General features: G+C 50.8%; 26 protein-coding genes, 4 tRNA genes and 1 pseudogene. 1 reads left to right on the top strand and 30 read right to left on the bottom strand.

All coding sequences use genetic code 11. The features are described from left to right. Window positions 1–11: 11 nt before the first annotated feature. The 24 genes from H6F76_RS22185 to H6F76_RS22070 all read right to left on the bottom strand — a co-directional run bounded on the left by H6F76_RS22185 (window position 12) and on the right by H6F76_RS22070 (window position 23,799). Window positions 12–1,319, bottom strand: a complete 1,308-nt coding sequence (locus tag H6F76_RS22185) for a tail fiber domain-containing protein (RefSeq protein ID WP_190511573.1) — start codon at window positions 1,317–1,319, stop codon at window positions 12–14. Between the two features lie 47 nt (window positions 1,320–1,366). Continuing rightward, window positions 1,367–1,603: a hypothetical protein gene (locus tag H6F76_RS22180; protein ID WP_190511571.1), complete on the bottom strand. Its 237-nt coding sequence runs from the start codon at window positions 1,601–1,603 to the stop codon at window positions 1,367–1,369. Window positions 1,604–1,647: 44 nt separating this feature from the next. After that, a complete protein-coding gene (locus tag H6F76_RS22175; RefSeq protein WP_190511570.1) occupies window positions 1,648–2,784 on the bottom strand; it encodes a hypothetical protein in 1,137 nt (378 codons plus the stop codon). Between the two features lie 139 nt (window positions 2,785–2,923). Beyond that, on the bottom strand, window positions 2,924–3,985 hold the full coding sequence (locus tag H6F76_RS22170; RefSeq protein ID WP_190511568.1) for a hypothetical protein: 1,062 nt from the start codon (window positions 3,983–3,985) through the stop codon (window positions 2,924–2,926). Window positions 3,986–4,026: 41 nt separating this feature from the next. Next, the gene (locus H6F76_RS22165) at window positions 4,027–4,845 is read right to left on the bottom strand and encodes a hypothetical protein (protein WP_190511565.1); all 819 of its coding nucleotides are present in this window, start codon (window positions 4,843–4,845) and stop codon (window positions 4,027–4,029) included. A gap of 14 nt (window positions 4,846–4,859) precedes the next feature. Further along, entirely contained in the window at window positions 4,860–5,564 is a 705-nt protein-coding gene (locus tag H6F76_RS22160) for a phage tail protein (RefSeq protein ID WP_190511564.1), read from the bottom strand. Between the two features lie 23 nt (window positions 5,565–5,587). Further along, window positions 5,588–6,490 (bottom strand): baseplate J/gp47 family protein, encoded by a 903-nt coding sequence (locus H6F76_RS22155; RefSeq protein WP_190511562.1) that lies wholly within the window; start codon window positions 6,488–6,490, stop codon window positions 5,588–5,590. Window positions 6,491–6,523: 33 nt separating this feature from the next. Continuing rightward, on the bottom strand, window positions 6,524–10,081 hold the full coding sequence (locus tag H6F76_RS22150; protein ID WP_190511561.1) for a putative baseplate assembly protein: 3,558 nt from the start codon (window positions 10,079–10,081) through the stop codon (window positions 6,524–6,526). After that, the gene (locus H6F76_RS22145) at window positions 10,078–10,479 is read right to left on the bottom strand and encodes a GPW/gp25 family protein (protein ID WP_190511560.1); all 402 of its coding nucleotides are present in this window, start codon (window positions 10,477–10,479) and stop codon (window positions 10,078–10,080) included. Before H6F76_RS22145 ends, H6F76_RS22150 begins: the two co-directional genes overlap by 4 nt. A gap of 130 nt (window positions 10,480–10,609) precedes the next feature. Beyond that, window positions 10,610–11,005, bottom strand: a complete 396-nt coding sequence (locus H6F76_RS22140) for a PAAR domain-containing protein (RefSeq protein ID WP_190511559.1) — start codon at window positions 11,003–11,005, stop codon at window positions 10,610–10,612. Window positions 11,006–11,038: 33 nt separating this feature from the next. Next, window positions 11,039–11,686 carry a phage baseplate assembly protein V gene (locus tag H6F76_RS22135; RefSeq protein WP_190511558.1) on the bottom strand — a complete coding sequence of 216 codons (648 nt, stop codon included), beginning with the start codon at window positions 11,684–11,686 and terminating at the stop codon, window positions 11,039–11,041. 20 nt (window positions 11,687–11,706) lie between these two features. Further along, window positions 11,707–12,777 carry a contractile injection system protein, VgrG/Pvc8 family gene (locus tag H6F76_RS22130; protein ID WP_190511557.1) on the bottom strand — a complete coding sequence of 357 codons (1,071 nt, stop codon included), beginning with the start codon at window positions 12,775–12,777 and terminating at the stop codon, window positions 11,707–11,709. A 9-nt stretch (window positions 12,778–12,786) separates the two neighbouring features. Continuing rightward, on the bottom strand, window positions 12,787–13,605 hold the full coding sequence (locus tag H6F76_RS22125; protein WP_199322288.1) for a LysM peptidoglycan-binding domain-containing protein: 819 nt from the start codon (window positions 13,603–13,605) through the stop codon (window positions 12,787–12,789). After that, window positions 13,596–14,945 carry a hypothetical protein gene (locus H6F76_RS22120; protein WP_190511556.1) on the bottom strand — a complete coding sequence of 450 codons (1,350 nt, stop codon included), beginning with the start codon at window positions 14,943–14,945 and terminating at the stop codon, window positions 13,596–13,598. The genes H6F76_RS22125 and H6F76_RS22120 overlap by 10 nt, the downstream gene beginning before the upstream one ends. Further along, complete coding sequence (locus tag H6F76_RS22115; protein WP_190511554.1) at window positions 14,945–15,496, bottom strand: phage tail protein; 552 nt, start codon at window positions 15,494–15,496, stop codon at window positions 14,945–14,947. The genes H6F76_RS22120 and H6F76_RS22115 overlap by 1 nt, the downstream gene beginning before the upstream one ends. Before the next feature lie 41 nt (window positions 15,497–15,537). Next, window positions 15,538–15,684 (bottom strand): DUF6760 family protein, encoded by a 147-nt coding sequence (locus H6F76_RS22110; RefSeq protein WP_190511552.1) that lies wholly within the window; start codon window positions 15,682–15,684, stop codon window positions 15,538–15,540. An 11-nt stretch (window positions 15,685–15,695) separates the two neighbouring features. Then, window positions 15,696–16,058 carry a phage tail assembly protein gene (locus tag H6F76_RS22105; RefSeq protein ID WP_190511584.1) on the bottom strand — a complete coding sequence of 121 codons (363 nt, stop codon included), beginning with the start codon at window positions 16,056–16,058 and terminating at the stop codon, window positions 15,696–15,698. 8 nt (window positions 16,059–16,066) lie between these two features. Further along, the gene (locus H6F76_RS22100) at window positions 16,067–16,486 is read right to left on the bottom strand and encodes a phage tail protein (RefSeq protein ID WP_190511550.1); all 420 of its coding nucleotides are present in this window, start codon (window positions 16,484–16,486) and stop codon (window positions 16,067–16,069) included. Window positions 16,487–16,554: 68 nt separating this feature from the next. Continuing rightward, a complete protein-coding gene (locus H6F76_RS22095) occupies window positions 16,555–17,889 on the bottom strand; it encodes a phage tail sheath subtilisin-like domain-containing protein (RefSeq protein WP_199322287.1) in 1,335 nt (444 codons plus the stop codon). A 40-nt stretch (window positions 17,890–17,929) separates the two neighbouring features. Beyond that, window positions 17,930–19,255: a phage tail sheath subtilisin-like domain-containing protein gene (locus H6F76_RS22090; RefSeq protein WP_190511548.1), complete on the bottom strand. Its 1,326-nt coding sequence runs from the start codon at window positions 19,253–19,255 to the stop codon at window positions 17,930–17,932. An 84-nt stretch (window positions 19,256–19,339) separates the two neighbouring features. Next, window positions 19,340–19,897 (bottom strand): carboxypeptidase-like regulatory domain-containing protein, encoded by a 558-nt coding sequence (locus H6F76_RS22085; RefSeq protein ID WP_190511546.1) that lies wholly within the window; start codon window positions 19,895–19,897, stop codon window positions 19,340–19,342. 247 nt (window positions 19,898–20,144) lie between these two features. After that, a complete protein-coding gene (locus tag H6F76_RS22080; protein ID WP_190511543.1) occupies window positions 20,145–20,708 on the bottom strand; it encodes a DUF4255 domain-containing protein in 564 nt (187 codons plus the stop codon). Then, on the bottom strand, window positions 20,689–21,366 hold the full coding sequence (locus H6F76_RS22075; RefSeq protein ID WP_190511541.1) for a YkgJ family cysteine cluster protein: 678 nt from the start codon (window positions 21,364–21,366) through the stop codon (window positions 20,689–20,691). The genes H6F76_RS22080 and H6F76_RS22075 overlap by 20 nt, the downstream gene beginning before the upstream one ends. A gap of 285 nt (window positions 21,367–21,651) precedes the next feature. After that, window positions 21,652–23,799: an ATP-binding protein gene (locus tag H6F76_RS22070; RefSeq protein WP_190511539.1), complete on the bottom strand. Its 2,148-nt coding sequence runs from the start codon at window positions 23,797–23,799 to the stop codon at window positions 21,652–21,654. 234 nt (window positions 23,800–24,033) lie between these two features. On the opposite strand from H6F76_RS22070, the gene H6F76_RS22065 reads away from it, so the two are divergent. After that, window positions 24,034–24,414, top strand: a complete 381-nt coding sequence (locus H6F76_RS22065) for an AbrB family transcriptional regulator (protein ID WP_190511538.1) — start codon at window positions 24,034–24,036, stop codon at window positions 24,412–24,414. 34 nt (window positions 24,415–24,448) lie between these two features. On the opposite strand, the gene H6F76_RS22060 is transcribed toward H6F76_RS22065, so the two are convergent. From H6F76_RS22060 to H6F76_RS22035, 6 genes and pseudogenes are all read right to left on the bottom strand, one after another. Then, window positions 24,449–24,523: transfer RNA gene (locus tag H6F76_RS22060), tRNA-His, on the bottom strand. A 6-nt stretch (window positions 24,524–24,529) separates the two neighbouring features. After that, window positions 24,530–24,603 (bottom strand) — tRNA-Ala (locus H6F76_RS22055). 87 nt (window positions 24,604–24,690) lie between these two features. Next, window positions 24,691–24,766, bottom strand: a tRNA-Val gene (locus H6F76_RS22050). Window positions 24,767–24,771: 5 nt separating this feature from the next. After that, window positions 24,772–24,843, bottom strand: a tRNA-Gly gene (locus tag H6F76_RS22045). A gap of 66 nt (window positions 24,844–24,909) precedes the next feature. Further along, window positions 24,910–25,488: pseudogene (locus H6F76_RS22040) on the bottom strand (RtcB family protein); the annotation flags it as partial. A 17-nt stretch (window positions 25,489–25,505) separates the two neighbouring features. Then, window positions 25,506–25,703 (bottom strand): transposase (locus H6F76_RS22035; protein WP_190510607.1); only part of this gene is annotated, 198 nt, incomplete at its 5' end.

Here is a 25,703-nt window from a genome sequence, read left to right as displayed (position 1 = left end):
ATGAATCTGTCTCAACCGTCATCGGCTTGAAGGCGCGTTTCCAACTGTTGAAGGCGCTCTGTCATTGCCGCGATAGCACCTTGCTGCTCCTGTACGACCTTTGTGAGAACCGCTACTACGTCTAGCGGTCCAACTGATTTTCGGTCCAACGATGCCAGTAAATCTGGAACATCTTCTGCAATAAAGCCAGTATGGAGGCTTCCTTCGGCGTCAGTTTTATAGCTAAACCTCACCGGATTAAGACCGTGCAACGCCTCTGTTGCTTCCTCCATGGATAGCTCAACAACGTTCTCCTTCAATGCGCGAGAGGAAACAAATCGGCCATTAACAATATCAACACCTTGGGAGTAGTCATTATCAATGTTAATGATCAACTTTCTGCCACCGTCCACTAACGCTCGACAAAGCGATCCGGATGGACTAACGCTGGGATTGGTACGGGCTGAGAGAATTAAATCACCAAATTCGTTGAGAGCCATGAGTCGGGTGCCACCACCTGGATTATCCCGTGCATCATTATGAGATCCTCCTTTAAACCAACAGAAATTAGCCCCAGACCTGAAATAAGTGGTGCCGGATTGCACACCAATCCCGTATTCTTGATTCCACAAATTGATCATTTGGCGAACTGTTGCACCAAAACTTAAGCGCCCGGATGGAACACTAACGTCGTTGTTTTGAATAAACAGAGCGTCAAACGCTCCTCCACCCAGCATGAGGCGATTAGTTCCACCTTGGGCACGTAATCGAACATCCCCCGCACCGCCACCCCCTCTGGCAATGCCTATTTTGAATTTGTAAGTGGTGTCGCCTAGCCTCAAGTCACCTTCTGTATTGTCGGGGTTCCAATTGCCACCAGCAATATGGAGAGGAGCGATCGGTGTTATGCCGATGCCAACATTGCCTGCGCTATAGAAAATCATGCCACCTGCGCCATTCTGCCACTGACTTGGCGTAACCGAGAGATTGGTGAGACCAGAACCATCGCCAGCAAAGTTACCTTCAAAGCGGTTTGCTTTTACAGTGCCGCTGACTTCTAGTTTGGTGGTGGGTGCCACATTACCAATGCCTACATTCCCGTTGGGCAGAATCGTGAGCCTTTCCGTAGCAACAGGGCTGTCGGTCAAAATGCGAAGACTACCCGCTGTGCGAATTTGTCCATTGCCTTGAAATTGCAGGGAGCGATCGCCATCCAGGCGCAGGTCACTCACATCCAGATCTAACTGATTGGCATCACCACAGCTCAGTTTGGGCCATTGCGTAAAATCGACGCTGTCGCTTCTGAGTCGAATACTGTCAAAAATCTCTTCTCCAGGCATGGTCATTTCTCCGATAAAGGCAGGGGGCTGTTATTGATGAATAGACGCTAATCAGGCTGTAAAACGGCTTCAGTTGGCGGCAGATAATCAGGCAAGTGATGATGATTGTTACTGTCGGTTTTGGCTTCGATCAACAGCTCTTCCAGCACCTGAATTGCGCCACTAATCCGCAGTAAGGTGCTTTTCAAGGTTGCCTGCCTGTTTTTCAACTCCGCCAGCAGCGTTTGCCCCGACTCAAATTCTGCTGTGAGATCATGCAATCGCTGCTCAATTTGTTGTTTCATTTGGTCAAACTCCAAAGCGGTAAGTGGTCTTAAATGTATAGCTATCAACCAGGATTCACGACGATGCGATCAGGTCGTCTGTCAAGTACTATGTCGTCTACTATGTCGCCTATGTCGTCAAAACGTCCTCTGACTCGTGCTCGAAACGTAATGCCATCAAGTGAAATCCAGGTGTTATTTCCTTTCACCATGAAGACTTGCCCATTGGTGAGGACATCAATGCGACCCATTTCACCTGGGTGCGTTGCCACAGCGTGTAGTTCTCTACTCGCAGGTCGCCAGCCTGCAGGTAGTGTAAAAATGTTGCCACTTCCTGCTCTCACCAATCCCTTCAAATGCACAATGCCTAAACTATCTTTGAAGTAGGCAGGTGCATTGTAGGCCTTACTATAATTCACCCAGCCATTTTGCAGCGTTGGCGTTTGCCAGTCTTCTTGTTGCAAACTGCTTTCGCCCCCTCGGACGACGAGCTTACGATCGGGTGTTTCAGTGCCAATGCCTACATTGCCTGTAATGTCTAAACCACCATTTACCTGTAGATAATCCCACAGCCGCACGTAACGCCCTTTCGCAGTACCCGCTCGCCCCAAGATCATCAATGCTCCATAATCGGACGCATTTTCGATCGCTGCAAAGCCCGTTGTGTTGCCGAAGGCTGTGTGCTTGTGGTCTATTTTAGTAAAATACAGATCGGAGTTTCCGGCACGAATGTCTCCACTCACCTCCAGTTTTCCCTGGGGGGTTGTGGTGCCAATACCCACGTTGCCGGCGCTATAAGAAATGCTGTTACTCGCGCCATTTTGCCACTGGCTGGTCGCAACGGGGAGGTTGGTTAGGGCAGACCCATCGCCAACAAAGTTGCCCTGGAAGTTAGTCGCCTTGACAGTGCCGCTAACTTCTAGTTTAGTGTTGGGTGCCACATTACCAATGCCTACATTTCCATTTGGCAGAATCGTGAGCTTCTCAGTGGCAACAGGGCTGTCGGTCAAAATGCGAAGACTACCCGCTGTGCGAATCTGTCCGTTGCCTTGAAATTGCAGGGAGCGATCGCCATCCAATCTCAAATCACTGGTGTCCAGGTCTAATTGATTCGCCTCACCACAACTGAGTTTGGGCCATTGGGTAAAATCTACGCCGTCGCGTCTGAGCAGAACACTGTCAAAAATTTCATCTACAGGCATTGTTTTCTCTCCTTGATTGTCGATTTAAGATCGCATCTTTAGAGTATTCACACTTCGTCTCGTAGCAGCGCTACGAGACGAATTACCGACAATAAGCTACTGAATATAACACTGCACTTGTTTAACTTCAGCTTGACAATTAATCTAAATAAGTAATTCTAGGATCATCATGAAACGACACACCGTCATCAAGATTTGTGTAACTGCGCGAGACGATTCCTCCTGCTCCACCAAAACACCAACCTGTGTATACTTTCACAATTTGTATACTTCGAGAATCAGGAAAGAATTTCTTGACCCACGTGTGACCAAACTTTACTCTGCCATAAGCTTGCGACCCAAAGCCAACAATATCCTCGGTTGATCTAAGGTGAGATTGTGTAATCACAACAGTACCAAAATCATCCGCTATATCAAACAATGCTCCACCAGTACATGCATTACGGGCAACTGCTTTTAGGTTGTTTGCACTTTCAAATAACTTAATCCCAGCAATGAATAAAGTTGCATTCTTCTCCACAACAACACGTCTTGGAATCCGACGGTTGCCTAGGTCATCTGAAGGCAGATCTGATAAGGCAGGCGTTTGCGTCATATTAATTTGAACTTGAAGTGAGCCCTCAGTAGGAGCATTACTATGCGGTCCCACAATTCTGAGCGTATGGTTCTCGGGAATTATCAATGGATGATTCCATGTGAATGTCAGAGTTTCAGTCGCCCCTCCAAGATTGAAGCTAACATTTACTACCTGATGTTTTGCTACTAAAGACTTAAGCTGTTGTCCCAAGTCAATAGCAATGTGAGATTGATCCAAGCTAATCTCTAGCTGACTACCTTTAGCAGGGAGATTCGTTAAGGCGGAGCCATCGCCGGAAAACTTGCCTTGAAAGGTATCTGCTTTGATGATTCCGCTCACTTCCAGCTTTGTTGTTGGATCGCTAGTGCCAATTCCCACATTGCCGTTGGCAAGAATACTCAACTTTTCAGTTGGAGTAGAAGAGCCTGCAAAAACACGTAAATCCCCTGCTGCACTAATTTGCCCACTGCCTTGAAACAGAATTTTTCTGGACGCATCTAAACTTAGATCACTCGCGTCTAGGTCTAATTGATTCGCTTCAGTGCAACTAAGTTTGGGCCACTTTGTGAAATCAACGCCATCGCGTCTGAGTCGAATACCGTCAAAAATTTCATCTCCAGCCATCAGCTTCTCCTGGTTAGTTCGCCCTCAAATCATCTGAATTTCTAACTTTCAAGCACGACGTAAATTTTGTATTTCACATCGATCGCTGTGGTGCCCAGATTGGTAAAACTCACCGTTTGATTCGTGGTTAAATTCGGTGCGGTTCCCGTTGTACTGTATTCTTGCTCCCAGCGGAATCTGGCTCCAGCGGTCGGGGAAAACGCATACACCAGCAGAAACGCGCTGCTAGCTGAAGCCAGTGGGGCTACAAAGGCAGGGACGGCCTTTCGTTCTCCTGGTCCCAAATTGACCGTATCAGTGCCAGATAATGACGAAATTGTTTTTTTCAGCTTTTTAACGGACACGGAATTATCTGCTAAAACCGAGCCAGCTGCAACGCGGACGCCACCATCAAATGGGTCGTTTGCATTGCCCGGAACGTTACCGCTGCCGTCCAGGGTAATTCTCGCCAGTTGCACCACCGTACTGTCGGGTGTAGTGGTACTGGCGACGATCGTTGGCTTCTCTGTCACCCGCGTATTGCCGACTGGCGTAGCAGGAGCCGGAGGCTGTGGGTCAGATTCCTGATCGCCGTAGGTGATTGTGATGAAGACAGGCGCGTTAGCTGCGGCAGCCAGGTTGAGCGTAAAGTCTTCCAGCAGAAGCATTTCTCGCCCTTGAGCATCGATCGCCATTCCAGGCATCACCTTTATTTGTCGGGCAGCGGTTTTAATGACTTGTAGCCCTTCGGCAATACCGGGAGTGTGCAGCAAACGATTGTGTCGCCGCCGCATATCAAGGTGATACTTTTGCTCATCTTCAAAGTCTTTCTCAACAAGAAACTGTTGATTAAAGTAGTTCAAACGTTGAATATTAGGCATTGATTTCTCCAATTTTATTCAGTAGGAATGCTTCCCAGTAGCGTGTTCACTCCGACCGTGGAGCGCCTGCCAATTTGCATGGTATCTGTTAGAACAGTTAAGTCATAGTAAGTATGGGCTGGCTTTTGTAAATCAACTAAGGCGCGAATCATCACCCGCTGTCGCTCTAATTCTTCCGGAGTTGACGATCCCATGTAGGCAGTAATCCGAAAATAGTGAGGAATGCCGCCGCCAATTTGAGGAGTATTGGCGTTAATGGTGGAAAAGACTCTAGAATTCTTGCCAGAATCTCCGCCAATCTGAAACGGACGATCGGGCGCTTCCTCAATAATGGGCAGCAAACCAGTGTAAATTTTCAGGAGTTTTGCTAAGTTTTCTTTAGTGCCGCGAAGTCGATAAAGTGACACAATCTGCGCCAAAAATCGCTGCTGCTGCCCAGTATCCCAATCGGCTCGTAAGCTGAGAGCTGTCCATCCGGCTAGCCACTGGAGAAATTCCTTTAAAGTTTTTTCATCGTTGGTAAACAGAGTGTCAATCGCGCTAGGATCAAATAATTTAGATAAACTAGCAATTATTTCTTCGAGTCCCTGTTTCGGTTCACTCGTGGCAGCGTCTAGCCCTGTGAGAACCTGTTCAAATGCCAGCAGAAATTGTCCCAAAAATGGATCGTCACTAAAGATAGCGGGAAGGGAATTCAGGTAGCTGCCAGGAGGGGACATAGTTTTAAGTTTTGAACTAAAAATTAGTCGATGGGACGCTCGATATTGACGGTAATATCAGCATCAATCAGATTAGCAATTAACTCATAGGGTCTGATCTTGATGCCGACAAATGCACCTGCTAAAGTGGTGCTTCGACGGTTGGAACCATCGGCTTGCATATTAATTTGAGTGACATAATCAACTCCAGGAAATTGATCGAGCAGTTGATAAACTTCTGACACAAACACGTTGCGACCAAACGCCCAATTGGGTTTATCGTCTGTGGTTAGCGGAGCTAGAAACTGCTTCAATGCCTGCCGTACGGATTGCTCAAGATCAGCATCTTTGACATCGGGTAAGGGAACCACCGTGGTCGCGATTTGCAGCTTGCGATATTGCGCGGCGGCAACGTGCAGATGCGTGGTCAGGAGGCAACGTGGCTCCAGGTCCTTTTGCACAGTGGCAAGAATGCCAGACAGTTGAGCTTCAAATGCCGTTTTGGGCACGATTAGCACGCCCACATGTCCAGCTTGCTCCGTCTCAAAATCCTGCATCTGCAAATTACGGCGCGGTAAACATTCGGCGCGGGCAACTCGATCGTCGGCTCTCAGCGCCAACTGCTCAAAATCCTCACAGGTAACGGCACGATCGATTTGCCGGAGTTGCTGCATGGTTTTCTGGATGTCGATCGCCAGATCGCTGGAGGGTTGCCAGCCTGGACCGTTCAGCAGTTTGAGAAATGACACGACGTTGGCATCTGTGACGCGATTCAGCCGATAAATCAAGAGTTCTGTCAGATAAGCGAACAATTCAATCAGAGTAATGCCTGGATCAGAGGGATTGTGATTTGTCCACTCTGGCGCATAGGTAGGAATTAGGCTGCGCGCTTCTTCTACGAGGTCATCGTAGGTGCGATCGTCGAGGTTGGGGAGTTGGATCGGCATGGGGTGTGGGGATGTGGGGATGTGGGGGCGGGATTAGTCGGAGTTGAAGGAGAGGGTGATGCGGTGGTTGCCGGAGTAAACCAGGAAGCGATCGGTGTCTTTGATGGCTTGACTATTGGATGGTGTTTCAACTGTGAGGGTGCGGACGTGATCAACACCGGGAATGGCTTCGATCAGCGCATAGAGATCAGATAAGTGGGGTTCGCGTCCAAACGCCCAGCCCGTAAAGTCTAAGCCACCTGTGAGCGGATGCAAAAAGCTGGCAAGGGTGTGTTCGACTGCCTGCTGGACGCTGCTGGATTGTTCCAGGGTGAGCAGGGCAATTTCGGTGATAACATCAACACGAATGTAGAGTGGACCAACGACGACGAGCGCAACGGTCGGTGTGGTGTTGGCACGAAGGAAGTCTTGGACTTGGCTGAGCAGTGCCAAACTAGGGAGGGGTTTGGCAGCAGTCGATCGCGGTACGATGATCACACTAACGCTACCGGGTGCTTTGGGTGTTTGATCGAACGGATTTTGCACAGTCGTTGGCTCTTGCAGAAGATTCAGCAACGGCACACACTTAGCGCGGGCAACGTCGGGAGAGGCGAGCCGTGCCAAATCTTCGTAGTCTTCCAGCGTTACCGCACGATGGCCATGGCGTAGTTCGCGGGGCACACGATCGCGTAGTGAGCCCAGGCTTTCAGCATTTGCGCCTCCAGTTGCGGCGATCGGATTAGTCACGGTATCGACGTAAGGCACTGTGGTTTTAAGTTGCACGATTGCGCCTTCCGGCTGATTGCCTGCGGTGCCGCCTCCAGTCTGGTAGCGGACTAGCCGCAGATTGCCAACACCAATCGGCGGTATTAAGCCGTTGCTGCCATTGCCAAATCGAATTTCGCCGCTGAGGCGATCAAGCACATAATGGCGGCTGCGAGGGCCAGAGTTGTAAAAGTCTGCGACTTCATGCCAGCGCGCCCACACATCGCGTGTGCTGCCCAGATGCTCAGGTGGTATTGCGTCCAGACCTTCTTCGACTTGCAGATCAAGGCACTCCTGCGTCGAAGGACGTTCGGGTTCGCGGACTTCAAGCTGTTGCCCCTCAAGGATGGGCGAGCGCGTGGCGCGAAACCGTTGATTTTCGGTACCATCGCTGGAGCCAAGATTTTCGTTATCTAGCGTAATCGTTTGAGCGGCGATCGTCGTATTGAGCAAGAGGCGTTGTAATCTTGGTTCTTGGTCATAGTCGCCGCTTTCCCAGCGGACTCGCAGCCAGTAGCGTGGCGACTGACCGAAGTCTTCCCGCAGGGCAAAATCAGCTGGTGGTAGAAACTCAACTAAGCCAGAGCGTGTCAGGTTTTCAGAGCCATCGCGCACACTCAGCGTTGCCCAATTGGTGCCGTTCCAATAGTGCCAGGAGAGTTGTACTCGCTCATTGACAGGCAAATTGGGACGGGTGATCGTCTCGAAGGTGGCACTGTATGTTACATTTGGCTCGTAACTTTTGATCAGGGTAAGGATGCCACGATCGCGGCTATCTTGCGGTTCTGTAGCTGGAATCGTGACTTGAATAGTCACGTCCCGAGACTCACCGGCAGCAAGCGCCAATGTTAGGGGTACGCCTGTCGTGGTCCAATCTGATCGCATCCCCGCCAGCGACAGGTTGAAGTCGCAGCCGACAGCAGTAGGATTCGTTAACGTAAAGGTGTGCGTGACAGATGAGCCAGGCATTGCTGCTCGTTTGCTTCTGATGGGCGACAGAGGCACTAGATTCTCGCCGTACTTGACATCAGCCACTTGCACAAACAAGCTGAGCGGACGATTGGGGAAGGGGCGATCGATCGACACCACAAAGCCCAAATAGAGGCTGGGTTTGTCTGTTATGGGGGTAAACGGAGAAAACTGCTGTAAGCCTGCATCTGTAGCCTGCTTGATCACCTGGTAGGTAAAGTCGTTATCGGTCAGGACGTTGTCAGGCGCAGGTTTCTCAAACACAACCGTATAGCCGACCTTGAGTAAGTCAATGACCGGCGGCGCAAACGAGGCTGGTCTAAACTCATAACTGGCAGGCTGCGTTGGCGTTGCCGCTGCGGTAAGAGTATAGGTGGCTTCTTTGCCATAATCGCCTGCCACAATGCGGACACGAATCCAGAAGTTTTCGACCCCATTGACGATCGTTGGCTTCAGCGGCTTATTCGGCAATTTAAACGTCACGGAAGGCAACGTCGCGGAAGGCGTGGAATCTATAGGCTTGGTAAACGCCTGAGCGTTATCGCCGAAATTACTGGAATAGTTGGCATTAGGAGTGCCCCAGTTGGGGCGATCGAGGTCGGGTTGAGTAGGATCAGGTTTCCCAGAGGTGCCGATCGGTTTCCAAGTGCCATCCCAAAATTCCCATTGCAGCTTGAGCTTCTGAATCGTTCCTGCAGCGCGGGTGATTCCCATATCTGCCAAATTGACTAGCCCCACTTGCAGCGTAATTGTGGCACCGCTTTTGGAGAATGCCTCGCGGTTTGCCAGATAAAACGTGTCACCAAATTTGGGCTTTTCACCAAAGGGAAAGAAAGGCTTTGTCAGGTCGATCACCAGGGCATTAGTAAACGCCGCGTCGAGCGCCAATGGCGATGCGTTGCCTTCTGGTGGAGCGATCGACAAGCGAAAGCGAATCGCATTCAGTAATGGTAGCTGAGCAACACGCACTCTACCCGTTTGAGGCGTATCTGCTGCGGTAATAGGCGTGGTTGGCTTGAGAATGCAGCGCAACCAGCGACTTTCTTTGGAGTCAACCGTACTCAAGGGGACTGCCTTAATCTCCGATCTGTTCGAGCTCGGTGAGAAAATAATTCGGCAATCGCCATTTGTTGCTGCGGCAAGGTGACTGGCTCGATTGGGCGCTTCCGCTGGATTTTTGGTTTGCCAGGTTTGACCATCCCACACCTGCCATTGCAACTGTCCACTGTCTCCTAACACACGCTCTACATTGACCGTGATCGTCAAGGTTTGAATTTGCGGTGAATCGAGGCTGACATCGGGTAAATCAAATAAATCACGCTGCCCAATGTAGAACATATGGGCGATCGGGCGGTTCCCGCGAAAAATTGGCACAGCCTGTGATGCTGTTGCAGGGTTTCCTCCTTGCGTTTGCGACGCGATCGCGCTGTAATCGGCGTAGAAATCTTGCTCTGGGTCACGGACAAACACTGATACCAGTTGAGCGGCAGTGACAGTCAATTCCTGTTCGGTTTCAAAAATAATGGGATCTTTTTCACCGAGTGGGGGCGGAGCGGCGACCTGGGTTCCTGCTGGCACAACTGCCTGTGTACTGCCAGGAGCCAGGGTAAAGGTCAACGGCACACGAGCAGGCTGGGGTGGTAACCGTGATGCGCCAAGTAAATCGAGAAAGGCTAAAAAGTTTTTATCTGGTGCCTGATTGAGCCGCTGAATAATCAATTCGGCGTACCGGGCAAAGATGCCAACCAGTGCCGCCTCGATCGTTTTAGCATCCGGCTTGAGCGGCAACGAGATCGGCGGTTGTGCTAGCAGATCCCGTACCGTCTGGGCAATCTCATGAGCCGTTCGTGGATCAAGCTTGGGTGGCAGCGTACTCATAGGCTGGGACTCCGTTCTAGATAAAACGGGTAAACCAAATTGAAAACGTTATTGGTGGCACGCACTTCGTAGGTCACGTTGATCAGTAGCATTTCGCCTGTTTCATCTGATCGCGCTATCACCTCAACATCCACCACATCAATGCGCGGTTCAAAGAGCAGCAGCGCTTCCTGCACAGCCTGTGATACCCGGCCAGCAGTCGCAGCAGTTTTAACTTCAAACACTAGGTCATAAATGCCACAGCCAAAGTCTGGACGCATCACGCGTTCTCCCTTTGCTGTGCCGAGAATGATGACGATCGACTGGCGCACGCTTTCTTCGTATTCGGCAACGTCTAGATTGCCATTGTTGAGTTTGATTGGGAAGCCTAAGCCTCGTCCGAGAAAGAGTTTGCGCATGGGGGCGGTGGGGGAGAGGGGAGGCAGCAGGAAGGCAGTTTAGGGATCTGCTAATAAATAAAATCCCAGGTTGAAGGGGGGTGAATGGGTGAGTGGATGGGAAGTGGGATGTTATTTCCTGGTGGGGCCCTTAACCGATGAAGACGGTGCCGATGGCGGTAACTTGTCCGATGGCTGAGGTGGTGGGGTCGTTGCAGGTTTCGGCGCTATCGCTATTGCGGGCTGCCATTTTGCCGTTGATCTTGACGGTGGGGCTACCGATTTTGATCGTGCCCTGGTTCGTCGGTGGGTTTTGAAAGGCGGTTCCGGGCGGCGTGGGAATGTGCGATGGCGTATTGACGGCGGTGCTGCCAACAGTGGCGGCGGGTAAGCTCATGATGTTAACGTTGCTGCTGAGGTTGCCGTTGATGATGCCTGTGAATGGGTGGGGGAGCGGGGTAGGCACGGGGGGTGTTCCCGGCACCATGACAATGTGGGTGTCCATGGCGGTGATGCGATCGTTTTGTTTGGCGGCAGGTTGTCCCATTGGTTTGAGGTGTGAGGGTTAAGGTTTGAGATGTTAATTCAAGTTGATTGTTGCGCCTTTGAGGTTCATCGTGGCGTTCGCTTTAATATCTATGCCAGCGCTGGCTTCGAGTTTGGTGGCAGCGGTTGATTTAAGCTGGATTTCTTTTGCCTCTAGTTTGATCGTGCCTTGCGGAGCAGAGAGCGTGATGTCTTTGTTACTGGTAATGGCGATCGCATTTTTACTGGTATCAATCACTATTTTGTTGTTTCCTGATTTGTCAATGATTTCGATCGTTTCTTTGCCGTTTTCGTCATTGAGTCGAATCACATGACCGCTGCGGGATTGAATTAAACGGATATTATTTTTGCCGTCATCGTTTTTTATAGGAGGCGCATCTTTGCCGTTCCACAGTGCCCCAATAATGTATGGAAAGCGCACGTCGCCTTGCTCAAAGAGAACTAACACTTCATCATCCACTTCTGGCAAAAAATAGAGTCCTCGCTCTTTGCCTGCCATAAGGCTGGTTATCCGTGCCCAATCGCTTTCATCTTGATCATTGAGCCAGGGAAACTTGACTTTGACTCGCCCCATGCCGTCAGGGTCTTGATTGTTGGTGACAATGCCGACTACAGCACCATGAATGCGGCTGGCGATCGTCTGTTGTTGTGTGGTGTCAAGCAAAACATCAAAGAAATTCATCGCGTCTCTCTCCAAAATGATCAACTTGTACTATTTCGCTGCACTGTGAAATGCGTGTAGTACCCGCGTGTACTGTTGTAGCGATGGCTAGCAGCCGTGACGTAATAGTTGCCGCTGAAACGCTGCCCAATGCCGTCAATTTTGATTACCTTGCCTGCCCGGAGTTGGGGATGACCTTTACACTCACCTTCACCTTTAATCAGCGCCAGCACGTCTTGATTAAAGTGGGCTTTGGCAAGTTGATCAGCTTCTGCTTGCGTGCGAACGGGACGATCGCCTACTCTGGCAACAGCGGCACTGAAGACCGTTTCAGCGAGCGCGGCACCACTCTTTTGTCCACCCATCGTAGAGACTTCATCACCACGTCTTGCCTGCCCAATAATTTCTTTTTTGTTTTTTGGACTCCAACCGCGTACAGCAACTTCATTGACCTGCCCCATTGAAGACAAGCGGGGATAAAATTCCAGCAAATCATCCTCAAAGGTGAGGGTGAGAACTTCGCTCTCGGCATTAGCGACTGGACGAAACAGCAGGGTGCGATCGTCCACAACCACTTCATAGCGAATGGGTCGCGATCTCGTTTGCAAAAATTCTAGATCGGTCTGATTGGCTTGCAGCGTATAGGCATGAGTCACCTGACTGTCCTTGGTCTGGGCAGACAATCCCGCTTCGCGGGCAATTTGGGCGGCAATGTCACTATCTTTTTGCTGAACAAAGGTGCGCGTTTTACATCCCCGCTGCAAGCGATGGCGGCGATCATACCCCCGCACCGTCAAGCTCGGCAGACCGTTGACGCTGAATTCTGGCTCCAGTCCAGTGATCTCGCCGCTAATTAAACGCGTCAGGCGATCGCCGTAACCCAACTTGACTTCAAAAGTATTGCCGATCGCAAACAGTGCTTGGTCAATTAATTGATTGCTGCTGGCTTGCTGCACTGAGCTAGCCAGCCCTAGCGTAAACATACTGGGCAAGTCGGTATCGTCATCCACTGTGACACTTATGACCTGAGTGCTCAGGTTGTCAGGCAGGACTGTTCCATTGATCTTGACTTCAAAATTGGGCGGAGCAAGACTGGGGTTAGCAACTGGCATATCAATCTCCTACAGCAGTTTGGGAATATTCAGGCGTTGACCAGGAGCAAGACGGCGCGGATCGTCCAGTCCATTTGCATCAGCGATTGCCCGCCACCGTTTCGGATCAAGATACACATCAGCCGCAATGCTGCTGACGGTATCGCCCCGCACGACTACTCGTGTTGTAAATTCAGGGTCAGTTTTTCGCTTGTCATTTTCAGGAATAAGGTATTCCCGGAACTGAATCGACAACGTTGCCCGCAGTGGATTTCCCTGCTTCCCAAACAGTGTAAAATTCTGGGTCAGGTTAGTGATGACCCCATCGAAGGGAAAATCAGAACCGGAGAGTGTTTCTCCCCAAGACAGCCTGCATACGGGGGGATCTTCTTCCTTATTGTCAATCCGTCGAAAGCGCGTCAGGTTAACAATTTTGTTGGTGAGCATCCGAACATCTTTAAATTCCTGCTTCTGCCCCTTAATATCGACAGGCTCGGTGACATCAAACAGTAGTTCTAGTGTTAGTGTGCGACTTCCACCCCCACCAAACTGAATTTCTGGCGCATTTAACTTTCTGGACGTTGCAGAAGCGTCTGGGGTAGACGATGAAGACGCGCTAGAAGAAGATGAGCCATTGGGAGTCGCTTGAGCTTCTCGCCAGTTCACAGGCTTTGCAATTGAAAGAGCAGTGGGATTGAACAAGACTTCTATTGGCTCTAATCCCTTAATTTTCTGAAGCTTCTTATCTAGAGGCATAATGGTTAGTTTCTCCAGTTTACCCGCCGCCCCCGTGCCTGCTAAGGCACCGATCACTCCACCAATCGCGTCTGCAACACCACCTAAGACCATTGGCTCATCCCCCTACGTTCACGTTCAACGGTTAACTGGCGAAATAAAATGCGGCTGACTTGTTCGGCAATTTGTCCTACAGGCACACCGCTTGATGGTAGGGGAGCGGGCGGCGCGAGCGAACTGGACGGAGAGCTTCCCGCATCGATCGACGAGGTACTCATTGGCTCAGTCTGACGGGCGATCGTCGGTGTTACACCCGATCCGGTACTGATCGTCAACGGCAACTCTGGCTGCCTACGACGTTGTACAAAACCATTCGTTACAGCATCCTCGCGCCGCCAAATGAGACTGGGCTGCAAGGGGAGTGCGCTTATGGAAGGAGCTGATGCCATTGCATCTGGTGGCTGAAGGCTGAATCCCGTTGCCCTTGCCAGGGAATCAGTGTCCGTAGATCGCTGCACGATTGGCAGTGAAGGTGGGGTGAGCAGTGACGCAGGATGCACGAGTGAACGCGCTATAGGGACTTCAACACTGGCTGGCTGGGCTAAAGAAAGCGATGGTGGATCGATCGCTGCACCGCGTCCTTCCATTGGTCGTGCCTCCGACAGCAGCTGCCGAAAGACCACCGTCGTTTGTGCGGTGTTCACTCCTGGTTGCAAGGTATTGATTGGGGCGATCGACATTGGTGCTGCCATAGGCTCTAAAGCTGGCGTTGCCAGATCTACTTCTGAAGATGTGTCAGTACTTGCAGGAGTCACTGCTTCAGACCCAATCGAAGCAGTTTCATGAAATGACTGCACGGGTGAAATAGGGAAGATCGCGGTAGATGACTCATCCACTAAGGGTTTGCGTTGAATAGTGTCCAGCGGTGTCGTCGGATTAGCAGAGACACGCCGGAGGCGATACTGCGATGAGGGGGTGATCGCGCCGATCGCCCCCTCACCAATTGATTCATTGGATGCATTGAAGGATGAGATCGTCTCTGGCGCGGCAATAGCCGTGGCTGGTTCTGACTCCCCGGTGAGCGACGGGGCAAGGACAATTGCTGCGTGCGATAACGGCAGCGGTTCTGGGGACACTGGTGCTTCGGCTGCGAGTGGTATGGAGGGGGCGATCGCGCCTGTTGGAGCGGCTGACGGCGATCGTGAGATCGCCTCTATCGGTGCAGGCGCTGCCGTTGCTAAGGCTAACTCCGTACTTGCTGAATCAGTATCCCGGTTGCTGTAACGAGTTTGCAGTTGCTCTACTAGCGTAGACCGTTGCACAATCCAGCCAGGTAGCCCTGTAGACTCACTGCTATAGCGACTCAGGTTAACCACACCGGGTTGAGTGTGACGGAGAGTCAGGCATTGCAGCAACGGTGACGGTGGCACATTTTCTGCTCGTTCTGCCTCCATCAGAAGCCTCCTGAAAGATTGCTCGGCCCGCTTAAGGCAGCCCCAACGCCCGCGACCAGATTGCTGAGGCTGGGACGGCTTAAGCCTCGGTGTGACACTTCCACACTTTCAACCGCAACATTGCCAGAGTCTGCCCGCAGATCGGGACCTGTCCATTTGTAGGGAAAGGCTTCTTTGAAGTTCCACCAGATCGCTGGGATTTGCTGGCGATCGAGCAAATAAATGGTGCCGTTGCGCCGCTTGATTTTGCCTTGAATCACATCCTGGTGCCAACTCCAAAGACTATCAATCTGCGTAATGCCATGCTTCAATACCAGCGGCGGGTATTTACTGGCTCCAGCAAAGCGGTGCATATATTCGTTCACGCCACCTTCGCGGTAGTCCAGAAACTCGGTTTCTGCCTGCAAACCGCTACATTCAGAAAAACCGCCTACGACTAAGCCTTCGATTTCGACTAAAAAGTTCGTCACCTGATAGGGATCAAACCGAACGCCTAAGAGATTTGAGGCCAAACTGACAGTAGCATTGAGCGGTGGATCAAAGGGTGGCATAGGTTCACTCTGCTAAGAAACGGTGGCTAGAGAACAGGCTGCTAAGACGGTTCATTGAAGCGTTGGTTGATTTTGGCAATCTCAGCGACCCAGTGCAGGCGATCAGGATGTTCAAGCGCCAAGATTTGCTCATGAGTCCAGTGAAAGTGATACGCAATATACGCTACCTCCTCGTATAGCCGTTCCAAGGGGTAGCGCGTTACTCCCCCACGCTGCTCAACTCCACTTGAAATGCTTTTTCGCAATAGGGGCATTGGGTTTGCACACGATTGTGTCCGTTTTGATTCACACGACAATAAAGGTCTTGCAAGTACGCTAGATCGGCTGCAAACAGTCCCTCAATGGTTTTGGGATTGATGTATTCCAACGTCCCTAACTTTGTGACCACGCGAGACAGCAAAATTAACAGCAAGTAGGCTGAATTGCTGCGTACACGCGGGTCTTTGAGTGGGGCAATTTCATCAAAGGCGGTTGCCAGTCGCATTGTGCCGTCTTTATGCAGGGTGCCTTCGGGGTCTACATAACCCAGCGGCAGCGTAAAGAGAAATTCGGTTTGCAGCATGGTCATTGTTACGCCTTAACCAGTTCCTCATGGATAATTTCCAGCGTTTCGATCGCCACATCATTGCTGCTTGCATTTAACGTTGGTCCTGTCCATTTTGAGGGCCAAGCGTTGCGAACATTCCAGCGCCATTTTTCTTCGCGGGCCTCGTTCAGGAGAACGATCGAGACATTTTTGCGCTCTGCTTTCCCATCGATGACGCTTTGCCGCCATTGCCACAATTTATCGGAATCGGTCAGTCCGCGCTTCAGCGTAATCGCAGAGTGTTTATTCAATCCAGTTAACTTCCGCATATGGTTGGGATCACTGCCTTCGCGGTAGTCTACGGCATCAGTGGTTGCATCCAGCCCGCTACACTCCCGAAAGCCTGCTTCAGTAAGGCCGTCAATCTCAACCAAAAAATTAAAGCCACGATATGGATCAGCCATTGGTTGTCTCCTTGCTTAGTTGGTGGTCAGTGGTCAGTGGTCATTCGTTTGGTTTGATTCAGAACTGGCTAAGCACTCACTTCAATCCCGCCAGCGCGATGAATGATACGGATGATGAGGAATTCGGCTGGAGCAGCGACGGCTAAACCAATTTCGGTGATGAGTTCTCCTGCCTCGCGGCGATCGGATAGGTTCGTTTCGGCATCGCATTTGACGTAAAACGCCTGCTGTGATGATTGTCCCTGAAGCGCACCTGCTTGCCACAAGCGGTCTAAGTAAACGCTAAGCTCCCGTTGAATCCGCACCCACAGGCGTGGAGAATTGGGTTCAAAGCTTGCCCAGCGCATATTTGAGTCAATCCAACGTCCCAAGGTCAGAAACACCCGACGCACATTAATGTAACGCCAGTTGGGATCGCGGCTGAGTGTACGTGCACCCCAAACGCGAATACCGCGACCGGGAAACGATCGCAAACAATTAATCTGCGCTGGATTCAGGTCATCCTGCACGGTGTTGTCGATTGGAATTTCCAAATCTAAGGCATCCCGTACTTCTTCATTCGCTGGAGCCTTAAACACGCCACGGGCAGCATCACTGCGAGCAAAAATACCAGCAACGTGACCGCAAGGGGGCACCAACCGTTTCTGGGAATTTCGCAGCCAGGGATAGTAAAGGGCGGCGTTGACTGGCTCCTGTTGATTCCGTAGCACATCAAGGCGCTGCTGCTTTACGGCTGCACTGCTACTGTCGGGCAGCGCATCCAGAATTGCCATGCGATCGCCCTGCGTGCCACAATGCCCTACGACCTCCTGCTGCACCTGAATCACTGCCTCCCGATCGATTTGACCGTTGATTTGCAATGTCAGGGCATCGGGAACAGCCACCAGATCCAGATCGGTGAGTGGGCTTAAAAGGGCGATCGCCCCAATAAGCGCTGCCTTGCTGACGTTCAACGAATTGGCACGGGCAAGATAACAGTGGCTCCCACCATTCTCGAAAAACCCAATGACTGCGTCTTCTATATAGCCTGTCGGCAAGCTCAGAAAGTTGTCAGTAAACTCCTGTTTGCGACGTAGCGGCACAACCGCTTGACCGTTGAGAAACAACCCACCCACCGCTGTCTGAAACGCTGGATCAGGAGACAATGCCAGCAGACGATCGCGATCATCTGGAGTCATGTTGCCGCTTAAAACCAACCGCTTTTGCTCAGAATCGTAACGGAGCCTGGGCTTGAGTGTGGCAGGAAGGGCAGTGGGGAAGTCCATCCTAGTGGGTAGCCCATCCAATTTGACCATCGCATCGGCAAACCCAATAAAGCCGGGAACTCCCGTTGGTAAAGCCACCTCCGCTCGCAGGAACACCTCCTCACGATATACACCAGGACTTCTGTAGGTTGCAGACATACGCACCTCTATGTTTTGAGCGATTAGCTGTCAGACACCCCTAATTCGCCTGTGCTATCTGACTAATGCGGAAAATCACGAACTCTGCTGGGCGCACGATCGCCACCCCAATTTCTGTCACAACGCGCCCCTGTTCGCGTTCTTCTGGTGGATTGGTACCTTCGTCGCATTTAACGTAAAACGCCTCCTGCGCTGTATTGCCAAACAAAGCACCTGATCGCCAAACGCTGGTTAAAAAAGCTGAAACATTGCGACTAATCGTTTTCCACAGCGCGGGGGTGTTGGGTTCAAACACAATCCATTGCGTACCTTCGTCGATCGACTCGCGTAAGTACAGCAGCGTCCGTCGCACGTTGATGTATTTCAAATCTGCATTGGCATTCCCCCCAACCGTTCGGGCACCCCAAACGAGAATATTGCCGTTGAGAACCCGAATACAGTTAACGCCTGCATCATTCAAGTTTTCCTGTTCGCTATTGCTGATTGGTTGCGTCACATTCAAGGCACCCAAAATCGTTTCATTGGCTGGAGCTTTGTGAACACCACGATCGTTATCTACTCGCGCATAAATACCTGCCAGATGCCCGCTGGGTGGAACCGCTAGCAACCCATCACCGTTTGGAGTTTGAAGCTTGGTCGCCGGATCAAACACTCGAATCCACGGAAAATAAAAGGCTGCCAAGTCTGTTCGTTTGGGTCTAACTCCACCCTCAGCTTTAATTTTGGTCAGGGTTGTACTTAAGGCAGTTGGATTCACACTGCTGGGACCATCCAAAATGGCAAAACGGTCTTTTGTCTCGCCACAGTGGGCAACCAGTTTATCTTGAATGGTTTCGTTATCAGCCCCAAAGTCTCCTGGCATCAACACCAACGCAATTTCATCCACCGTCTCAAATGCCTTCAACACGGCATCCAATCCCCCCACCTCTTTAACCCGTGCAACATAACAGCGGCTACCGCCGTTATTGAAAAAGCCATAGACAGCGTGTGCTAGCTGGCGATGTCCGTCATCAATTTTGGCGGTGGGTGCAGGAGTAGGGGTGGGCGTAGGGGTCGGCGTAGGGGTCGGCGTAGGGGTCGGCGTAGGGGTCGATGTTGTTGTAGCAGTTACGTCCCCTACTAAGTCGCCAAAGGCACGCGTAAACTGCGTCCAACTGCTAATCAATAATGGCGTTTTTTCGGGTGCGAGTAGGGTAAAGTCTACAAACGTCGTTTGACTGGGATCATCTTTGCGACGAGCAATCAAGCTAATTTTGTCAGGCACAATGCCGACAAAGCCAGGGGTGCTGGTGCTCGCTCCCGCGATCGCCTTGACTGACGATGGCACTTCTTCAACGTAAACACCGGGGGAACGGTAGTTAGGCATGAACCTCTCCTTGTGAAAAAAGCAGTGAAGAATTTAGCGTGAAATGCGGTGGTAGATGGATTAGAACGATGAGTCGCTAAGGGGTTAACTGGTCGCACTCAGGCTAAAGTTAGCGGTTGTAGTTTGTCCGGTCGTTAAAACAACTGTTTGAACCGACGTAGAGAAATCTTTGGCAGTGACCTGAATGCTGGGTTTACTGGCTAGCAAGCCAGACAAGGTATAGCGCCCCTCTTTATCTGTGATTGTCTGAAGGTCACCCCGACGAAGCTGCACAATCGCCCCTCTAATCGGCTTACTGGTATCGGCGCGAACGACCTGTCCAGTCAGTGTTGTTGGCACTAACTGCACTTTGGCTTTGGGATCAAGTATGGGTTTGCCCCTCTCATTGTTTTGTACCTGAATGGTCAACCCGTTAATGGCTCCATAGCGACTACTCAAATGGGGGGCAGCAATCGTCAGGATGTAAGAACCAACGGGCAAATCAGTAAAGTAAAAACTGCCATCCTCACGAGTGAGGGTACGCCGCTTTAAATCCACAATTTCAACAAGCGTGCCCGCAATTGCACCTCCGCTCACGGCATTAGCAACAGAACCCGCGATTGCAACATAATGATGAATTTCTTCTATAAATAGAGTCGGCATCGCGTCAACAAGAATCAGGACGTTTGTAAACAGCTTCTATGAAAGGGTTGTGCTCTCAACATGTGATCCGCGATTTGTAAGGAGGTTCCATGAAATCTCCCCACAAATTGTGAACTCCTGATACAACAAGGCTTCAGGAATCTCCAATTTTTCTCCCATAAATTTCTATAACAGTATCAAACCTCTAGGCGTTGCTGCGATCACGTTCGTAGATTAGCTGCAAATGTAATTATTTCTTTACAAATAGTTACTTGGTTAAACCAATTCTCAAAATGGTTTCTGTAGCCAACCCAACTTCTACTGCTGGGAAGGGTTCAGCTGCCAGCGTGACCACGCAGCTAATGCCAGCTTTCAGTCGTCCATCAAGAGGACCCCAAAAATCCCAGACATTGGGAGTCCGATCAGGCTGGGCAATCCAACTGCGAAGTGGCAGCGATTGACTGACCATCTCACCTTGCAGCACCTCTGGCGGCAGCGTTGGATAGCGCAGCAACACTTTTAAAAGCGTACCCAGCAGGCGGTGCTCATCAGCGATGTCTTTCGTCCAGATGGTGATCAGGTAGGTGCAATCAATGCGAACTGGGGCACGGGTTTCCGTACCGATGGCTCCATTACGAACGAACGATGATTCATTGCTTCGCAGTCCTAAATTTTCGCGGATATCGTACAAAAAGAGATTGATGGTGGGTTTAGTCAGTTTGTTTTCCCATTCGCTAGTGGGCGTTTCAAACTTAATATCGATCGCCGTGTCGTCGATCGGCACTTTTTGATGGAGCAGTTCTCTCAGCGTGTCATCGAGGTGATGAATCATCGGCAACCTCCGGCAATGCCAGTTCGTCTGATGTTAAATTGTGGGGCCAGTTGGGGGCAAGCTTTGGATTGATCACGCCATTCTCAAAATCAAGCCAGATACGCTCGTCATGGCGGCAGTCGTAAGCGCGGCAGGGCAGCGGACGCTGGGCATGAACGCAACAGCCCAAGCTTGAACGATCAACGTGATGACAATAGCTATCCGCACCTTTCGCAATCACGTAGGGTTTCGTTAGCTCCCACCGAATGACACCTTCTTCAACATCCTGCTGCGACAGTGGAAACATCATTTTGCAGCAGGATGCTTTGCACAGATGCACCCGCTTTTCGCAGTCAATCTTAGCAGTTTGGGCAAACGTATATTTATCCTGATTGGGTTCTTGCAGGGCAACGCCCGGATCGTGCTGCTGGTAGCGCTGAAGCAACCGCTCGACGAATTGCTGTTTGCGATCGTCGATTTGCTCAACTGAGATCACGCCCATTTCGACTAGCAAATCAATAAGTGCGTACACAAAGGCAGCCGACTCTAGGGAGCGACCCGCAGTCGCATTCACACGCGTATGAAGATACGCTAACCCGCTCGCAACATCAGCATGTTGCGCCCACTGCGACACAGAATCAGGCACATCTAGAGAGGATGGCAGTTGCTCGTGGCTCATCGTCCAAGAATAAGGCTAGTGCAAGAAGGCAGAAGCACCAGCAGCGATTGAAGTTTCAACACACCGCCTAGTGATCAAACCGAAAAAAGGATTCAACAAGTACGCTTAAATGTGCCTGATTGACCTATCGTTGAGTTTAATGGGCACACCCTCTATTTCCCCGTTTCCCTAGTTAATTCTTAATATAGCGATATAGCGGTTCTCACTCCTACACCACACACGCTACACCCAGTCCCCATCGACTGTACCTGACGCGCTAGAGAAAGGCTATATAGCATTTGCCTTTTACAAAAATTCTTCTTCACTCACTAACCGTCCCATTTTCTGGAGTTCTCGCTTAGTGGCTTTCAATAAATGCTGCATTTGAATGTGTTGTCCTGATTCAGCCGCAAGAAAGGCTGCCGCCAGGGCAATATTGCGAATATTACCGCCTGCCAACTTAAACTGTTGAGCAATGGCTTCAAAGTCGAGTGGGGCGATCGGTGCCTCCGCAGGAAAAATACCTTTCCAGATGTGCAAGCGATGTTCCACATCCGGAAAGGGAAACTCGATGATGAACCGTAGCCGTCGCGTAAACGCCTCATCTAAATTCTGAGCCAGATTGGTCGTCAAGATTGTAATGCCTTCGTACTCTTCCATTTTTTGCAAAAGGTAAGCGACTTCAATATTGGCGTAGCGATCGTGCGCGTCCTTAATGTCTGATCGTTTGCCAAACAGCGAATCGGCTTCATCAAACAGCAAAATCGCATTGGCGCTTTCGGCAGCCGTAAAAATTTGATTGAGATTTTTCTCGGTTTCACCAATGTATTTACTCACAATTTGCGATAAGTCAATTTGATAGAGATCGAGTCGTAGCTCATGGGCAATAATTTCTGCCGCCATTGTTTTGCCAGTGCCTGGCGGTCCCGAAAAGAGTGTGTTTAGCCCTTTACCAAGCGACAATTTGCGATCAAAGCCCCAAGCATTATAGACAACGTGCCGATAGCGAATATGGTTGCAAATCTCTTTTAAGCGCGCCAGTTGATCCGCTGGAAGCACAATATCTGTCCATGTATAGCGCGGAGTGATTTTGCGCGTCAGACCTTCTAAGATCTGACTGGATTGAGCACGGGCAGCCATGAAAAGTTCATCCAGGGTCGGCTGAGAATTGGTACTGAAGTCAACAGCTACGGCAGATCGCCAACACGCATGTTGCTGCGCCATCCGCACGGCATCCGCAATTTGTTCAGCGGTCAACCGAAAGCGATCAGCAAGAGCGTCTAAGTCTTGATCGACAACATCTATACTCAGCGTCGCCAACTGTCTGTTCCAGTAGGCTCGCCGTTGCCCAAAATCCATCAGGGGAAAGCTAATCGGCATGAAGCGGGTTGTGTAGCCAGATAAGCTTCCTGATGATGCATCTGCCAGAATCACTGAAACTGTGTAGCGTGAGGCTGCAAGCGCCTGCTCGATCACACGGGATCGAGCAGAATCGGGTACTGTATCCCGATAATCGAGATACAGTACCGCCGTTTGAAACTGAGCTTCCCGACACAGACGATCGACCGTTTGCTCAAGGTTTGTATTGATGTCGATCGCCTGCAATTCAACGATCAACAATGCAGCACCTAACGTATGGCAGAGGGCTTCTGCTGTCTGGCGTTTCTCCTGCATGAGCGTGCCTTGAAAATAAAGCTGTAATGGCTGTCCCATCGTCGCAATCGAGCGAAGCGCCTGTTTCATCGGGTTATTGAGTGATAGTTCGTCCAGTGAAAGGGCGGGCTGAATAAGTTGGCAAAAGGGAGCCAGTCGTGAGTCTAAGCCCTGCTGCCCCAGCAGAAACCGAATAACCTGTTCGTCCAGCTTCAGGGACTGAGACAGAAATGATGGTTGCGCTTGCTGAGAGTCCGTAAGCAGCTGTAGTAGCCCGTGTCGCAGCATTGGTGCCGCATCCATGAACCGATCGCGCTGCTGCATCTTGGCTTCTACGGTAGGACACAGCAAATTTAGGGCTAAATCGATGCTGGGATGCTTGCGAGTGACATCATCTTGAAGATAAGCGTAAATGCGCTCGTAGCGTAAATCAATTTCAGGCGCGATTGTTAGCAAAAGAACGCTGAGATCGAAGGGAGTCAGTCTAAACGTCTGTGCCAACCAGTTAAAGGGAGCAAGATGGCTCAGTTGCTCACCTAACTCAGCTTTTGGTTGCTGTGAGCAAACCTGTGCTGAAGACCTGTCCAATCGGAGGGTTGGCTCTCCAATCTTCCGTGCCAACAAGAGATCAATATCCTCTCGATTAATGTAAAGCCCTCGGTAGGGATTAGCTGCTGCTTCTGAGCCATACAAACTCTCCGCCTTAGAGCTGGCTTCGATCAGCAGAAAATCTAATTGCCGCAATGCTGCGAGCAGGATAGTCCTAAATTGCGCTACCTCATCTTGCCCTTGGTTAGCCATCGCCATCCCTAGTCTTTTCACTCCTCTTGTTGCTAATCTCTATCCGTGCTGTCCTAGCTTGGCTCTGATGGTACTGTATGAAGTGACTTAAAAACTGCAAGGTCGTTCAAGCTGATGTCGGCTCAAACCCTCAATGACTGGGCAGTTCAGCAAAGCCTAAAACCTATTGTTGTTACCCACGCACCCACGATCGAGCATGATGGGATGGCAAGTTATCGATATTGAAGCACAGGCATGGCGAAAAAGAAAAAGATCGAACCGCTGACGGGGGAAGCATTGCTGCAAAAGGTGAAAACGTTAGACACCTTAAGCAAGGAGCAGAAAGCGAAAGCTTGTGGTTATTACACCGTCACCAAAGGTGGTGTGGAGCGCGTCAACATGCTGCAATTTCTCAATGCTTTGATCGAAGCTGATGGCATTGAGTTAAATGGCAAAGCAGCCAGTGATGGTCGGGCTGGACGCAGTGCAAGCTATCGCCTTAGTGTGCAAGCCAACGGCAATTTGTTGATCGGTGTCGCCTACACCAGACAGATGGCGCTTAAGCCAGGTGATGAGTTTGCCTTGGTGCTAGGACGGAAGCACATTCAACTCAAACAACTCGACCTTGTGGAGTGAGTTGGCGTACATTTTCTCAAGCACCTCATGCAGGGGTGTCTAACGGGACTCGAACCCGCTAGTGACCAGCTTCACAAGCTGGTGTCTCGACCACTTCGACTTTAGACACCATGAGTGGATTCTGGTCAGAGTTGAACCGACATCTTTCTGCTTGCAAGGCAGACGCTTTCCCAGTTAAGCTACAGACCCATGTTTGGCAGGAATTGTAGGACTCAAACCGACATCAGCCGCTTTAGAAGATCGGTGCTCTGTTCGATTGAGCGACATTCCCATTTTTGGTAGTCCTAGCAGGAGTTGAACCCGCGACTGCCTTTTTGTAAGAGAGGCACTCTCCCCACTCAGTTACAGGACTACAAGAGCGACCAATGGGACTCGAACCCATACGCTGAGACTGGCAGACTCAGATGCTAGCCGTTACATCACGATCGCTTGCAGCGCACTCACGTGAACGCGAATTGAAGCTGCGACTAAGACGGCTTCTAGCCGCAGCTTGCACTAACCTTTCACACAGACAACCTGCTTCAGGGTTGCCACAACCGCGACCAGATCGGCTTGATTTGCCATGACCTGTTCAATCGACTTGTAGGCACCGGGAATCTCATCGATCACCCCAGCATCCTTACGGCACTCAACCCCCGCTGTTTGAGCAATCAAGTCATCCAGGGTGTACTCTAGCTTCGCCTTGTTACGAGACATGAGCCGTCCCGCACCGTGGGAGCAAGAGCAGTAGCTGTGGGCATTGCCTTTGCCCTTGACGATAAACGACTTGGCACCCATCGAACCGGGAATAATGCCGTAGTCTGACTCACAGGCACGCACCGCACCCTTGCGGGTCACATACACGTCCTCGCCAAAGTGAGTTTCCTTCTCAGCGTAGTTATGGTGACAATTCACCTCCAACAGCGGCTTAAAGGGTTTCCCGCCTGCCAAATGACGTTCCACGATCCGCTTCACCCGTGCCATCATCACAACGCGGTTAAAAAGGGCATAGCTCTGTGCCCATTGCAGGTCGTGCCAGTAGGCAGCAAACTCGTCTGTCCCCTGTACGAAGTGTGCCAAGTCAGGGTCAGGTATAGCTACCGCCATAGAAGTTAGGACGCAGCCTGCTTGAGCACGGTTTCCATCGCATCGCGCAAAGGAGTGGCAGCACGTAAGTGTTTGCGAATACGACTTTTCAACCACGCCCAGCATTTTTCAATCCGATTGAGGTCAGGTGAATACGGTGGCAAATAGACGACTCGTGCTCCAACCACTTCAATCAATTGAGCAATACGGTCACCGTGGTGAAA

The organism is Leptolyngbya sp. FACHB-321 (assembly GCF_014695975.1).
In the GTDB taxonomy this organism is placed as follows: domain Bacteria; phylum Cyanobacteriota; class Cyanobacteriia; order Leptolyngbyales; family Leptolyngbyaceae; genus Stenomitos.
Note: the sequence above shows the minus strand (reverse complement) of the source record. Positions and strands in the feature narration are given on the sequence as shown.